The organism is Streptomyces sp. NPDC057474, assembly GCF_042802555.1.
Lineage (GTDB): Bacteria > Actinomycetota > Actinomycetes > Streptomycetales > Streptomycetaceae > Streptomyces.
Map to the genome: position 1 here is coordinate 18,081 of NZ_JBHVDX010000101.1, position 14,555 is coordinate 32,635.

The window sequence follows — 14,555 nt, forward strand, 5'->3', positions numbered from 1 at the left end:
GGCGGGAGTCAGCGGTGGGTCCTCCAAGGGCCCTGGCCGTGCGTAGGTTGAATCCGTGCGGACGCAGCGGCAGGCAGGGGACGGCAGAAGCGGTACCTCTCAGGAGGGCACCCGGGTACCCCCTACCGGGAAACCGTCCGGCTCCGGAACCGGCCTCCCTCCGCACGCCCTGCTCGCCTTGCAGCAGACCGCGGGGAACGCGGCCACCACGCGGGCGCTGCGGCGCGGGGAAGGGGCGTCCCGGCCGCCGGCCGGACGAAGACAGCTCTCCGCGCCACCGCCCCGCATCGACGAGGAGATCACCGAGCCGGGGCTCGTCCTGCCGCCGTACCTGATGGGCCTGGAGGCCGCCGGGCTGTCCACGGCGTACGGGCTGACCGGGCACGAGTTCGTCCGCAACGCGGTGGCGGCCGTCGTCGGGCACGGCGACGGCACGGTCGCCGACATCGCCGCCGAACTGGCCGGACGTCCGGAGTCCTTCTTCGGGCAGGGCCGCGCCTTCGGGGTCCAGGGCAAGAACGGCAAGGAGTGGTTCGACGTCACCGTCACCGTCTCCCCCGCCCCCGACGACAGGCCGCCGGTCTTCCATCCCAAGGACAGACTCGCGAACACCGTGCCGGACCCGGGCGGGGCGCCGCTCGCCGAGGTGGACGAGGCCGAGGGCAAGGAGACCAAGGTCGACGCACAGCACAACACCGCCGCCACCGTGGCGACCACCGCCGGCGATTCGTCGAGCAAGGGCCTGGGCGGGATGGCCTTCGGGCTCGCGCCCGTCGTGCCCGGGTTCTGGGCGGGCGGCGCGGGCATGGCCAACGTGCAGCCCTGGCAGTCGTCGCGGGAGTCCCGCAGCCAGCGGAACGTCGCCGAACCGCGCGTGCTGCGCAGCGACAAGGGCTCGGTCGAGGTGGAGCGCAAGGTGCGCTACGGCGTACGGGTCAAGAAACGCGGACCCGACCGGGCGGACGCGCAGACCTTCGCCGGCTCGGGCACCCTCACCCAGCGTGTGCCGACCGAACACCTGGTCCTGGCCGGCACCCAGGCGCCCCGCACGCCGCGGCGCATCGAGGCCGACACCGCCCGGCGCGTCTCGCTCGCCGACTCCCTGGCCCCGGTCGCCGTCAGCGACACCGCCGCCCCGCACCAGGGTGGCGGCGGGCTCTTCGACGCGGTCGCCTCCGTCCTGCACCCCTCGCTCACCGCGCCCGGAGCGCCCGGCCTCGCCCGGCTGTACGAGGCGACGTCCACGGCGACCGTCCTGGAGGACATGCCCCGGCTGCTGGGCGACGGCGTCGTCGGCGAGGATCTGCAGTCCAAGGACGGCAGCAGCGTGGGCAGTTACCGCATGCACGCCGCGATCAGCCACCTGTCGCCCGCCTGGAGCAACGGCAAGACCCAGCTGCGCACCCATCAGCAGACCCAGCACACGGTCACCGAGAGCGCGGGCAAGGGACGCTCCGTCGCGGCCGGCGTGGGCCCGGCGGTCGGCGTCGGAGCGGCCGCGAACGCCGCCGTCGTCCGGGCCACGGCCATGCCGGTCGCGGCGGCCCGCAAGGCGCGGTTCACCGTGGCCGAGCAGACCGTGTCGAGCCGGCAGGGCGCGGAGGTGCGGGGCGACAAGGTGCTCTACCTCGCGACCGTGAAGTTCACCGCGGAGGGTACGGGTCCCCGGTCGGCGCAGATGATCCTGCGCCCCGGCACCCGGGTCGCCGAGCACGCGATGAAGGTGTGGGTCAGCCTGCGGGCCGACGAGGCGCAGTCTCTCGGGCTGCCGCTGCCGCCGGGCGTCACGGCCGGGGAGTTCATCGAGAAGCCGAAGCGGACCGACGAGAACGGGGAGGAGGTGGACGTCGAGCGTCATCTCCCCTTCGGCGCCATGGGGTCCAGCGTCACGCTCAGCCAACTCGACACCGGGCCCATGGTGAAGGCCGTGACCGAGCTGTTCGCGACCGATCCCCGGCTGGCCGGCTATCTGCCCGCCTTCGGCGGGACCCCGCCGGGCGCGCTCACCAGCAAGGAGGAGGCCGAGGTCCAGCGGCACAACTACCGCGAGCTGATGGCCGTCCTGTCGGAGACCAACCTCCGGGTCAACAAGGACCAGTTGCTGTCCACCGGCATCCGGGTGCGGCTGCGCCGCAAGACCACGATGCACGCCCACGACGTGCAGATACGGGTCAAGGGCGCGCTCCGCGAGTCCGGCTACCTCGGCGACACCGACGACTGGCTGGTGCGCAGCCACTCCGGTGTCAGCAGCAACGCGCAGAGCGGCCGGAGCAGTTCGCGTTCGATCGGCGGTCTGGTCCTCGCGCAGGCCAGGCTCGTCCCCGGCATCCTGGCCGGCTCGGCCCGCTACGAGAAGCACAGCTCCGGCACCCGTCGCAACCAGGCGGGCCCCACCACCCGTACGGACGTCCTCACCAACGGCTCCGAGAAGGCCGCCGCCTTCGGGGCCGGCCTGCGCCTCGACGTGGACGTCACCATGACGTCCCGGCAGCGCAAGCTCGCCCGCGGACTCACCCCCGGCTCCCCGGGCCAGGACGCGCCGGAGGCGAAGCTGGTGGGCGGGCTGCACATGGAGGAGCAGGACGTACGGCTCGTCACGCCGACGGAGTTCACGCTCGACGAGGAGGGGAAGCGGCGGCACGACGCGGTGCGTGAGAAGCGCGGGGCGCAGGCCGCACGGCCCGAGCACGCGGTCGCCGCCGAGGGTATCGGCGACCTGGCCGCACTCGCCCCCCGGCCGTCCACCGGGCGGGCGCTGCGGGACTGGCAGCTGGTGGAGACCGTCGGCGACGGACAGTCCGTCCGCGACCTCGCCTTCCAACTGCTGTCCCAGGCCGCCGCCCGCAACAAGGGTGTCCGCGAGGATCCCGCGCTGGCGACGGAGGGGCTCGCCCCGCGGCTGGCGATCGAGGAACGGTTCAGCCCGCAGGCCATCACGGCGTCGCTGCGGCAGGCCGCGTCCTCCGGGTGGGTGGTGAAGAACCTGCGCTACCCGCGCCGGCTCGCCGCGCTGAACGGGGCGGTCGGCACCCGGCTCACGCTGACCAACCCGAAGTACGTGCACAGCGGCGCGGGTCCCGGCACGGAGACCTTCGTGCTCGGCGGCCACCAGTCCGCCGGACAGCAGGGACACGGCACCACCCGGACGACACAGTTCGGGGCCATCGGCACGGAGAACGACGTCGAGTGGCGCCTCGCCCAGGGCCTGTCCGCGAGCCGTACCAAGGGTGCGGGCGACGCCCGGTCCGCCGCCCTGTCCGGCACGGTCGAGCGCAACGCCCACACCCCGAAGAAGGCGCCGCTCCACCTGGTCCAGTGCGACCTGCTGGTCACCATGGTCGCCGAGGTCAAGGTCACCGGCGGCGGCCCCTACGTGGCGAAGGCCGCCCGGACCCTGCCGGCCGAAGCGGCGGTGTGGCTGACGGAGGAGCAGCTGCCGGCACCGATACGGCGGCAGCTGAAGCTCGACGCCGATCCGGACGTGATGTCGTCCGCCCCGAAGTCCTCCGCCCCGGAGTCGTCCTCCCGGCAGGGGGAGACGAGGGCGGAGAGTTCCCGGACGGGCGCCGAGCGCGAGGCCCCTGGGCGTGACCGTGCCACGGACACGAGTGGGTCCACCTCGTCCCCCTCGTCCGCGCAGGTCCGCCCGGGCCCGTCCCTCGACCGTGGGCTTCCCCTCGGCTTCGGCATGATCGAGAACCTGCCGGACTTCGTGCCACTGCTGGAGCGGCTGCGTACGCGCCTCACGCAGAGCAGGCAGCAGGGTCTCGCCGACGACCTGCTGCCCAGGCAGCAGCTGGCGGACCGCAACGACAACGTGCAGCGGCTGCTGCGGGTCCTGGACCGGGACGGTTCCGCCGGGCTGCTGTCCGGCGCGATGGACGGCGGGGTCACCGTCGAGCTGTTCGACGGCCGCAGGACTCCGTACTGGGCGGTGTTCAAGGTCAACCGGCTGGGCGACGGCGCGTCCGGCGGTGCGGCGGACGACGGCCGGGACATGGAGTACATCACCTCGGCCGTCGCCCAGCGGGGCACCTCCCACGACGAGGGTGTGACAACCGGCGCAGAGGGCGTTTTCGCCGGTTCCGGCAAACCGGACGGCGGGGCCGGGCCGGTGAAGAACACGGGAGGCTCGGCAGGGCTCGGCATCGCCTCGAGCGACTCTCGGCGCACCGGCGCCGTCAGCCGTGGCCAGCTCGGCATGAAGACGGTCGCGGAGGCCAAGACCGCGAAGTCGGCGAAGATGCGCGTACCGATCGAGGCGACCCTCGAACTGCACCGGGGCGGCCGCCGGCTGGCGCTCGTCTCCCTGGGCCGTCAGGCGCTGACCCACCGCGTCCTGGAGAAGGACCTCGCAGCCCTCAGCCAGGTGGTCGTACCGCGCGGAAACGCGCCCGCTCCCGCCCCCGGGCCGCAGGACAACCGCTCCGCCGGACTCGGCGCCTGGCGCTCCGCAGGTGTGAAGCTGCCGATGGAAGCGCAGGTCAACGGTTTCCAAGGGGCCCCGCAGGTACGGGAGTTGGTCAGCTCCGCAGTCCGGGAGGCGGGCGGCGGCGACCGCTTCAGGGAGAAGGGGCAGGCAGCCGCGTACGCCCTGAACGAGGCCGTCTCCACCGAGTGGCTGATCGCGGCGCTGCCCCTGCTGACCTCCGCCGGAGCGGAGCTGCCGCCGGTACACGCCTCCGGCGCCGAGGGCCAGGACCTGCGCGCGTCCCTGCACGCGCGGCTGCGCGCCGGGCGGGTCCTGGGCGTGGGCGACAAGATGACCTTCGAGACGGTGGGCCAGAGCCACCTGGACGCGCCCCGGCCCACCCAGACGGACGGTCAGAGCTCCGCCGACCACGGCAGGTCGGCGTACGGTCTGGCGGGCGCGGGGCTGCTCAACTCCGACCAGTTCCGTCTCAACCAGCTGATGGGAAACGCGGGCGGCGCGGGCGGCGCGGCCGACGCGGCGGTGAACTCCTCCGGCACTATGCCGCTGCACAAGCCCAAGTTCGAGTCGGTCCTCGTCCAGTTCACCCTGGACGTACGGGTGGTGGCCCGGGTGACCGACCGGGTGCGCGCCGGCCGTACCGGGACCGCCGTACGGGAGCTGACCCTGCGGCGGCCGGTGGTGATCCGCATGCCCGCGCCGGTGGTCCGACGCATGCTGGGGACCCAGGGGACGCAACTCCAGGACCCGGACGACCACTTGGGGCTGAGGAGGACGGCCAGGACCGCACCTCCGCCGCCGAACTTCTGACCGGGCGTCGTCGGGGCCCCATGATCTAGCACGCACTTCGGGTGGGCGTCCGGACCGGTGGGCGAGCGGTGTGGCCTTACCGAGCAGAGCACCGGCAGAGCACCGAGAGAGCACCGAGAGAGCACCGAGCAGAGCCGGCCTCCCGTCGGAAGGTCAGTCGCCTCCCCGGTCGGACGTCGGCCAGATGTACGGCAGATCGTCCGGCACGCCGGGGAAGGACGGCGTGTAGGTGGCCGGGTCCTTGCGCACCAGCGCCGACCGGTGGCTGCGGTGAAAGGCTTCATCGCCGAGCCAAGGAGGAAGTTCCCCGGCGGCCGCCAGTCGCCGCTGGTCACGGGTCAGCGCGTCGGGGCGGTACGCCGCGAGATCGGCGACCAGTGTGGCCGCACAGCTGTCCTGATGGCCCTGCTCACACCACACCTCGCAGACCTCCAGGCCATACCGGACCAGCGCCTCCTCGTATCCCGCCCACATGCGGACGGCCGGATGCCGACGCCACCCGTAACCCGGCAGGATGAGGCCGCGAAGGACCTGCAACGCCTCGACCCGCTGCTTGCCGAGTCGGCGACGGTCCAGGACCAGTGCCGAGGCCCTGAAGTCGGGATAGGGCAGGAAGGTCTGCATGCCGTCGCCCCTCTCTGAACGGAGCTCCGCACGGGAGGTCCGCTGTTCGGTCGGGGTCGGCCGCCGACCGATGAGTCGGCGATTTCGGCAACCCGGGGGGCCTCGCGTTGCTCGATCGTGGTCGTCGCGCACGACTCCGGGTACCCGTACAGGGAGGCACGAAGACCACATATCTGGATGTATCACGCATCACGGCAGGGGGCCTGGTCGCGGCCTGCGCGCGACGAACCGAACACAGCCCCGCGCCACGAGCTGGAGAACCGGCGGCGCGCTCTGGCGCTCACGCGACCGCCGCCCGGCGGCGGAGGGCGCCTTCTACCTGGTACGACGCGGGCGCCTGCCTCGGCGACGACGACGCCCGCCCGTAACGCCACGCCTGGTGGATCAACCGTCCAGGCGACCGCCGACCACGACGACACCACCCTCGACCACCCCACGGTCGACGCCTTCGAAGACGCTACCTGAGTTCGTTCAGCTCTTCCCCGGCCTGAGGCTCGCGTGGTTCTGCCGGCTTCGGAGAAGGAATGGATGCGCGGAGGCCGCGGCGGTGGGCGAGCCACAGGATGGCTGCCGCGTAGAGGGAGACCAGGGGGACGTCGACGGCCAGCATCATCCAGTTCATGTCGGCGGCCGTCTCGTCGATTTCGAGGCCTCCGGCCATCGCCGACAGGATGCCCATGGGGAGGAGGTTGTTGAGGACGTGCAGCGCGATGGCCGCCTCGAGTCCGCCCGTACGTATGGTCAGCAGGCCCGTGATGAGGCCGAACACCACCAGGTCGGCGAATCCCCAGGGAGTTCCCCAGCCGTGCGCGGCGGCGAAGAGGACCGCCTGCGGTGTCACCGCGACCCACGGTGAACGGCACCACGCTCCGACCGCCTGCGTCAGCCAGCCACGGAACACGTACTCCTCGGCCGCGGCCTGGAACGGCACGAGCAGGCAGACGGTCGCGAGGCCGAGCAGGAACGTCGACAGCCCGGCCCAGGTCAGCTCCGGCCAGCTGCCCTCGGGTTCGGGCAGGAGCATGGAGATGCCCAGGGTCGCCGCGGCCACGGGCAGGGCCACCGCGAGGCACAGCCCCAGCCAGCGCCACCGCAGCGCGCCCGCCACCGACGAGACGGTGCCCAGCGGGCGGCGCTGCACCCAGCGCGCGGCCAGCAGCACCACCGGAATACAGAGGGCGAGGGCCAGAAGCATCAGGGCGGTGTCACCGATTCCGCCCCAGACGAGGTTGCCGTCGGCGTCGCGGGGACGGTCGAGGACCGCACCGGCGATCTCGCTGCCGATGAGCACCGCCAGCGTGACGAGGATCGCGCCGACAAGCACCACGCCCGTCCCCACCAGCGGCCGCCACCACCGGTGATCGCCGGTCGTCAGAGCCAGCCGGTGGTACGGGAGGGGCCGCGCCGGTGGAGTGCCGGTCCGGTCCCAGGGCGGGCCGGGAGGCTGATGCGGGTCGTAGATGGGGTGGGGGTGCGTCGTCATGTGCACCAGCATCCCGGCGGTGGACGGCCGTGACGTCGGCCGTGAGCACGAGCGCCGTCTCCAACCCGGGATAGGGACGACCCCGACAGCGGGCCGAAAGTATGATCGGCGCCATCATGGGGCACTTACGGAACTGGCTGCTGCCCGTGCTGTTGGCGGTCGCGCAGTTGTCCGTCTGGCCGGGGCTCACGCTGCTGCGCGGCGAGGCGGTTCAGGCGCCGCGACTCGCCGTGGGCCTGGCCGCGACCGCGTCGGCCGTCGCCGTACTGGGGGTGCGCCGGCGCTTCCCGGTCGCCGCGGCGCTCACCATCGACGCCACGCTCACCGCCGGGCTCATCGTGCCGGACGAAGCGCTGTTGGCCGCCGCGGTGGCGGGCGTGGTCGCGATGTACTCGGTCGCGGTGCGGCGGCCGGGCGGGACGGCCGTCCTCGTCGCCTCCGTACTGATCGCGACGACGGTCCTCAGGGCCCTGCCTCTGTACGACTCCCCCGTCGACATCGGCGGTGAGGCCCTGGCGAGCTTCGCCGTCTTCGCCGGCACCGTGGGCGCCGGCCGCAGCCGCCGCCAGTGGCTCGCCGGACGACGGGCCGCCGAACGGGAACTGGCGCGGGCCGAGGCCGTACGGGTCACCGCGGCCACCACGGAACGGCACCGCCTCGCCCGCGAACTGCACGACGTCAGCGCGCACCACCTCACCTCCGTCGTGGTCACCGCGGACGCCGCCCGCCGCCTCGGGGACCGCAGGCCGGAACTGACCGCCGACGCCCTGCGGTTGGCGGCGGAAGGCGGGCGCGAGACCGTGCAGGCGCTGCACCGGCTCGTGACGGTGATGCGGGACTCGGCGGCCGACGAGGAGAGTCCCCTCGACGAGCGCATCGCCGAACTCGCCGCGGGATTCGTACGCCTGGGCCAGCGCGTGAGCCTGGACGTGGCCCCCGGCCCGGCCGACCTGACGGGTCCGGTGGCCGAGGCGGCCTTCGGCATCGTGCGCGAGGCCCTCACCAACGCCCTGCGCTACGCCCCCGACGCCGTCGTACGCGTCGTGGTCCGGGACGGTGACGAAGCGCTGGACCTCCTCGTGGAGGACGACGGAGCGGCCGAGGCGGCTTCCGACCCGACAGCGGCTTCCGGCTTTACAGCGGCTTCCGACCCGACGGCGGCTTCCGGCTTTACAGCGGCTTCCGACCGGACCACGGCTTCCGGCTTTACAGCGGCTTCCGGCCCGACGGCGGCTTCCGGTCCGACAGCCGGCGCGGCCGCCCGCGCAACGGTGGCGCGGCAGGGGCTCGGCTCCGGTCGTGGCACCGCGGGCATGCGGGACAGGGCGACCGGGCTCGGCGGCACCCTCGAAGCGGGCCCTCGCCCGGACGTCCCGGGATGGTCCGTGCGGGCACGGCTGCCGCGCCCCTCCTCGGCGGTGCGCCGCCACCCGGCCCTCCCGCGCGCGAGTTGGGCCGATGTGTTGACCGCGCTCGCCGTCGCGACGCTGTCGGTCGTCGCCGTCCTCATCGAGCGGCCCGCCGCCACCGCCACGGCCTGTCTGCCCGCCGTCCTCCACGCTTTGCCGCTGCTGTGGCGACGGCAGGCTCCCTGGACCGTCCTCCTCGTGGTGCTGGCCAGTGCCTGGATCCCACCGGTCGCACTGGCCCACGGGCTGCTGCCGTCGGACGTGGCCTGGGCCCTGACCCTGGCGGGCGCCTGCGCGGAATGTGTCGCCCTGCACGCGGTGGCGGCCTTCGCGGGACCCGTCGGCCGCACCTGGCCGGCGATCCTGCTGGTGGCGGGCGGTCTCGCGGCGACGACGGTCACACTGGACGCGTTCGGCGGCGGCTCCGCCGAGGCCGAGACAGGAGCCGGAGGTCTCTGGTTCCTCGTCTTTCTCTCCGTCTTCCTCTCCGTCTTCCTCGCGATGTTCCTGGCCCTGCTGATGGCCGGGGTCTGGGGCCTGGGCGTGTTGGTCCGAAGGCGCCGCGAGAGCGTCACCCGGCGTGAGGACAGCGCGTTGACGGCGACGGTGTGGTTCGCGGTCGTCGAGGCGCACGAGGAGCGGCAGCGCATCGCCGCGGAGCTGCGCCAGGCGGTTCTCCACCACGCGAACGAGGTGGTGGCCCATGCCGAACGCGACGACCTCGACGGCGCCGCGGAGCAGGCCAGAGCGGGTCTTGCCGCCATGCGCGAACTGCTGGGCATGCTAAGACAAGGGGCGGGGGCCACCACCGAAACGACAGGAACCGCCACCAGCGCGGCGGAGACCACGGAAACGGCCGAGCACCTGGCGAAGCCATGAGTCTCACAAGGCCATGGACACGTATCTCACGCAGCCATGAATCCGACGAAGCTCGAGGAGGTGTCCCATCACAGCCCGAACACATCCGGCTGTCCGGGTGCTGGTGGTCGACGACCAGGCCGTGGTCCGTGCCGGCTTCGCCGCCATCATCGACGCGGAGCCCGACCTCGCCGTCGTCGCCGAGGCCGGCGACGGCGCCCACGCCGTGGAACTGGCACGGCACCACACGCCCGATGTCGTCCTGATGGACATCCGGATGCCCGGCATGGACGGGCTGACCGCCACCCGCCTGCTCACGGCGTGGGACGACGCCCCGCGCGTCCTCGTCCTGACCACCTTCGACCAGGACTCGCACGTCCACGACGCGCTGCGCGCGGGAGCCTCCGGGTTCCTCCTCAAGGACGCGCATCCGGAGGAACTGCTCACCGGCATCCGGGCCGTGGCATCCGGGGACGGCATCCTCGCCCCGGCCGTCACCCGCCGACTGATCGAAGCCTTCGCGCACTCCGCGCCGGCGCCGGACCCCACACCCCTCGACACGCTCACCCCACGCGAGCACGAGATCCTGACACTGGTCGCGGCGGGGCTCTCCAACGCCGAGATCGCGGACGCACTCGGCGTGACGACGGGCACCGTGAAGTCCCATGTCAACGCCCTGCTGCGCAAGTTGGGCCTACGCGACCGGGTGCAGGCCACGATCTTCGCGTACGACACCGGCCTGACTCGGCCGCGCGGGGCGTGACCCCGCGTTCACTCGCCGGCTTGTTCCGCGAGTGTGTGCGCCACGAGCGCGTTGGCGTGGCCGTGTCCGAGGCCGTGCTCGCTCTTGAGCCAGGCGACGAGTTCCATGTGCTTGGTGAGTGGCGAGGCCCGGATCAGGTCCTTCCACTCCGCTGTCGGACGCCCGTACTTCTTCTCGATCGAAGGGAAGTAACTGGCGGGGCCCTTCACAGGTTCGGTCATGTCAGTCGCGTCCTTTCCTTCACTCAGCCGAACGAGGCACGCCGGCGTGTGTTGTCGTTCATGACCGGCGGGGGCGCGAGATGTCATCGACCTCCGGAAGTGATCCGGGTCACTCGCTTTTCGTGCGGCTACTTCAGCTCGGCGTCGGTGTAGAGGTCGCTTGCGGCCAGCACGTACTCGTAGTTGCTCTTGTCGACGCTGATCGGCTGGAGCAGGTAGGCGGGCACGGCCTTGACGCCGTTCTTGTAGGCCCTTCTGTTGTTCAGTTCCGGCGTCTCGCCGTTGAGGATGTCGTCGGCCATGTTCGCGGCGACCTCGGCGAGTTGGCGGAGGTCCTTGAAGATGGTCTGCGACTGCTCACCCGCGATGATCGACTTCACCGAGGCCAGTTCGGCGTCCTGGCCGGTGACGACCGGGAGGGGCTTGCCGGCGGTGCCGTAGCCGTCCGCCTTCAGCGCGGACAGGATGCCGATGGAGATGCCGTCGTACGGCGACAGGACCGCGTCGACCTGCTCGCTGCCGTACGACTCGGCGAGGACCTTGGTCATGCGCTTCTGCGCGGTGGGCCCGTCCCAGCGCAGGGTGGTGATCTGGTCGAGCTCGGTCTGGCCGGACGGGACGACCAACTGCTTGTTGTCCAGGTACGGCTGCAGGAGGTGCATCGCGCCGTCGAAGAAGAACTTGGTGTTGTTGTCGTCGGGGGAGCCGGCGAACAACTCGATGTTGAACGGGCCCTTGCCGTCCTCCAGGCCGAGCTTGTCGATGATGTGGCGGGCCTGGAGCCGGCCGACCTGCTCGTTGTCGAAGGAGACGTAGTAGTCGACGTTCTTGGTGCCGAGGATGAGCCGGTCGTAGGAGATCACCGGGATGTCCGCGTCGGCGGCCTGCTGGAGCGCGCTGTTCAGCGACTTGTTGTCGATGGCCGCGATGATCAGTGCGTCGACGCCCTGCTTGATCAGTTTCTCGATCTGTGAGACCTGGGTCTTCGGGTTGTCCTCGCCGTAGACCAGCTCGGTCTTGTACCCCTTGCCCTGCAGGTCCTCGACGACGCTCTTGCCGTCGGTGAGCCAGCGCTCGGAGGCCCGGGTCGGCATGGCGATGCCGATGGTGCCGCGCTCGGAGCTGCCCTCGCTGTTCTGACCGCCGCAGGCGGACATGGTGAGGGCGAGGGAGACCGCTCCGGCAAGGGTGGCAAGGGCGGCTCTTCGGTTGGGCATGGTGATCGTTCCCTGTTCTTGTCGTCGTCGAGACAGACCGAACGTCAGGTGAGCGGTGTGGGCGGGCCGCGGGGGATCAGCTCGGCGACCTCGTGGATCCGCACAGGGTCGCCGAGGTCGCCGGCGGGCTTGGTTCACCCGTTTCAGCGGTAGTGAGCGGCCGACGGACCTCGCTGGGATCATCGTGAATCAGGTCGCCCGACACGTTGCTCGAGCCGGGGCCCGGACGCTTCGGCGTCCCGGGTCTCGCCGACTGTCGTGATCCCTCTGCCGGTGGGCACCTGGACGTCGGTCAGGCTGCGCCACGGCGTTCCGGCCACGTGTGTGCTGATTCCGGTGATACGCAGGGCGCTCGCCTTTCCCGTCGTTCGAAATATCGTCACATGGTCAGAGGGTTGGCGAGACATTAGGAGGGGATGTGCGGGGTGTCAACGGAGCGAACACAAACGGTTCCAGAAAGCTGCCGGACATCGTCCGGGGCGGCGGCTGAAGAAACGCGAACGCAAGGCGGGGCGTCGACGAACCGCCGTCCACAGCCGATGTGTTGCTGTGTCACAGCCGTGCAACGGCGGTGTCCTGAAGGGAAGACGGGCGTGACCTGCGGGCTCTGGGGCTCCTCATAGTGAGCACAGAGCGGGAGACCGGCGGAAATGCCACCGGCCCCCTGCTGCCCCCGCCCCGGAAGGAACCTCCCGTGATGAACCGCCACCTGCGCAAGGCCGTCGTCGCCACCGCCGCGATCACCGCCGGGCTGCTGATGACGGCGTGCCAGAACGGCACCGACACCGACTCGTCCGGCACGAACGGATCGGACAAGGCGGCGGTCGCGGACAAGGCCTCGGACTCCAAGAACTCCAAGAACTCCAAGGGCGTCAGCGGCACGTTCAAGAACGGCAAGGTCGCCTATCTCGCCCCGGGCAAGTACATCGTGTCCGTGCCGGGCAAGGACGACCAGCAGTTCTGGGTCGCCGACGACACCGAGGTCTACGGCGCCGGCACGATATGCGGCGAGGCGGGGGCCAAGGTCGACGCGCCGTGCACGCTGGACCAGCTGGAGGCGGCCATCAAGAAGGCGGCCGTGAGCGCCGACGTGGAGATGAAGAACGGTGTCGCGACCCTGGTGACCGAACGGCGTGCCCCCCAGCAGGACACCGGTTCCGGCAGTGGTTCCGACTCCGACTCCGACTCCCGCGAGACCGTCGTCGAGGGCATCAACGAGGGCAAGGGCGTCAACGGAACCTGGTTCGGCAACGTCACCTACCTGGCGCCGGGCAAGTACACCGTCTCCGACATGAAGGGCACCGAGCAGCAGTTCCTCGTCGCCGAGGACACCAAGATCATTGGCTACGACGACATCTGCGAGGCCGTGAACACCGGTCCGGGCGGCGAGGGCGGCAAGGAGTGCACCGAGGCCGAACTGGAGACCGCCGCCAAGAAGGGCTTCAGCGCCGAGGTCGTGATCAGCAACGGTATCGCGACCACCATCCGCGACGACAACTGAACCGCGGGCCGGCCGCAATGCGGGCGGGCGGGGGTGGCGAGGACGCCGCGGGCGGGATGATGGTCGTCATGCGCATCCGCATCGACGCCGTCGACCTGCCCGGCCTCACCCGCCCCGCCCCTGCCGACGGTGGAGTCCCCGCGTACGGCAACATCCACGTCGCCGTGCAACGCCGCGACCGTCCGGCCGAACTCCTCGAGCCACAGCCCGGCGACGCACCGTCCGCGACCTGGACCCTGGAGTGCACCACGAGCGCCTCGCCGACCGGCACCGACGTCAAAGGCCCCTACGTGCAGGACCGTCTGGGCCGCCGGTTCATCTACCTGTCGTGGGGCACGGTCGACGAGTCGGGCACCTTCACGATGTTCCGCCGCGCCAAGCTCATGCTCGACGTCATCCCCGCCGACGTACTCGCCGCCGCCGCCCGCGACGGGCTCCTGGTCGGACGCCTCGGCCTGACCGACGCGCAGGGCGGGCCGCTGTGCGCACGAGTCGAGCCCCCGCAGATCACCTGGACCGCCGAACGCGTCGGCTAGGAGAGGTTGCGATCACCCCCTCGTCGGCATCGTTCGCGCAAGCGGGCGACCACGACAGGCGGCACGTGTGATGGCTCACGTTCTTGGCGATCGTGGGGTCTCGGCGCGTTCGCCGTCGTCCCGTGTGTCGATGCCGATGACAGCGGCGCATGGCTCATCGACGGAGGTCATGGCGCCGCGGCCGGAAGTGACCGGCAGGAACACTGCACCCGCGCGGATCAATATCTGTATTCGCGAGGTGAGAAATAGGTGGGGTGCGCGGCGAGTATTCCTCAACCGTCGACCCGATCGGATTCATTGATCACGCAGGGCCGATCGCGCCGTGCTAATGTCGATCTCAGTTGCAGGTGTGGTTGCCAGAAGGTTCATTTTCCGACGGGTTAATCAGCACGGCGACGCGGAATTCGCACAGGGTGAATTCCGTACATCGTCTCCGAAGGAGAATTGACATGGCTACTGGCACCGTGAAGTGGTTCAACGCGGAAAAGGGCTTCGGCTTCATCGAGCAGGACGGCGGCGGCCCCGACGTCTTCGCCCACTACTCGAACATCGCCACCCAGGGCTTCCGCGAGCTGCAGGAGGGCCAGAAGGTGTCGTTCGACATCGCGCAGGGCCAGAAGGGCCCGACGGCCGAGAACATCGTTCCCGCCTGACGCCTGGCAGCAACGCATACTTCGCAGCTGGGGCCCGCACCTTGGGGT

10 protein-coding genes are annotated in these 14,555 nt (G+C 71.2%); 6 read left to right on the plus strand and 4 right to left on the minus strand.

The annotated features are described in order from the left end of the window. The first annotated feature begins 178 nt into the window (after positions 1 to 178). Positions 179 to 5,242 carry a hypothetical protein gene (locus ACFU53_RS26015; RefSeq protein ID WP_383997004.1) on the plus strand — a complete coding sequence of 1,688 codons (5,064 nt, stop codon included), beginning with the start codon at positions 179 to 181 and terminating at the stop codon, positions 5,240 to 5,242. Positions 5,243 to 5,395: 153 nt separating this feature from the next. Here ACFU53_RS26015 and ACFU53_RS26020 read toward each other — a convergent pair whose 3' ends face one another. After that, positions 5,396 to 5,866 (minus strand): MSMEG_6728 family protein, encoded by a 471-nt coding sequence (locus tag ACFU53_RS26020; RefSeq protein WP_383997007.1) that lies wholly within the window; start codon positions 5,864 to 5,866, stop codon positions 5,396 to 5,398. Positions 5,867 to 6,323: 457 nt separating this feature from the next. Beyond that, on the minus strand, positions 6,324 to 7,349 hold the full coding sequence (locus ACFU53_RS26025) for a CPBP family intramembrane glutamic endopeptidase (protein ID WP_383997010.1): 1,026 nt from the start codon (positions 7,347 to 7,349) through the stop codon (positions 6,324 to 6,326). A gap of 116 nt (positions 7,350 to 7,465) precedes the next feature. Between ACFU53_RS26025 and ACFU53_RS26030 the strand changes: the two genes are divergently transcribed. Next, the gene (locus tag ACFU53_RS26030) at positions 7,466 to 9,637 is read left to right on the plus strand and encodes a sensor histidine kinase (protein ID WP_383997013.1); all 2,172 of its coding nucleotides are present in this window, start codon (positions 7,466 to 7,468) and stop codon (positions 9,635 to 9,637) included. A gap of 97 nt (positions 9,638 to 9,734) precedes the next feature. Beyond that, positions 9,735 to 10,379 (plus strand): response regulator, encoded by a 645-nt coding sequence (locus ACFU53_RS26035; protein WP_383997017.1) that lies wholly within the window; start codon positions 9,735 to 9,737, stop codon positions 10,377 to 10,379. Between the two features lie 8 nt (positions 10,380 to 10,387). Here the strand turns inward: ACFU53_RS26035 and ACFU53_RS26040 are convergent, their stop codons facing one another. Both ACFU53_RS26040 and chvE read right to left on the minus strand, forming a co-directional pair. Beyond that, complete coding sequence (locus tag ACFU53_RS26040; RefSeq protein ID WP_383997020.1) at positions 10,388 to 10,600, minus strand: DUF4287 domain-containing protein; 213 nt, start codon at positions 10,598 to 10,600, stop codon at positions 10,388 to 10,390. Between the two features lie 128 nt (positions 10,601 to 10,728). Then, positions 10,729 to 11,817 (minus strand): multiple monosaccharide ABC transporter substrate-binding protein, encoded by a 1,089-nt coding sequence (gene chvE / locus ACFU53_RS26045; protein ID WP_383997023.1) that lies wholly within the window; start codon positions 11,815 to 11,817, stop codon positions 10,729 to 10,731. Positions 11,818 to 12,514: 697 nt separating this feature from the next. Here chvE and ACFU53_RS26050 point away from each other — a divergent pair. From ACFU53_RS26050 to ACFU53_RS26060, 3 genes are all read left to right on the plus strand, one after another. After that, positions 12,515 to 13,318 carry a hypothetical protein gene (locus tag ACFU53_RS26050; protein ID WP_383997029.1) on the plus strand — a complete coding sequence of 268 codons (804 nt, stop codon included), beginning with the start codon at positions 12,515 to 12,517 and terminating at the stop codon, positions 13,316 to 13,318. Between the two features lie 68 nt (positions 13,319 to 13,386). Next, positions 13,387 to 13,854: a DUF5990 family protein gene (locus ACFU53_RS26055; RefSeq protein ID WP_383997026.1), complete on the plus strand. Its 468-nt coding sequence runs from the start codon at positions 13,387 to 13,389 to the stop codon at positions 13,852 to 13,854. A gap of 449 nt (positions 13,855 to 14,303) precedes the next feature. After that, positions 14,304 to 14,507 (plus strand): cold-shock protein, encoded by a 204-nt coding sequence (locus ACFU53_RS26060; RefSeq protein ID WP_030600152.1) that lies wholly within the window; start codon positions 14,304 to 14,306, stop codon positions 14,505 to 14,507. The last annotated feature ends 48 nt before the right edge of the window (positions 14,508 to 14,555 follow it).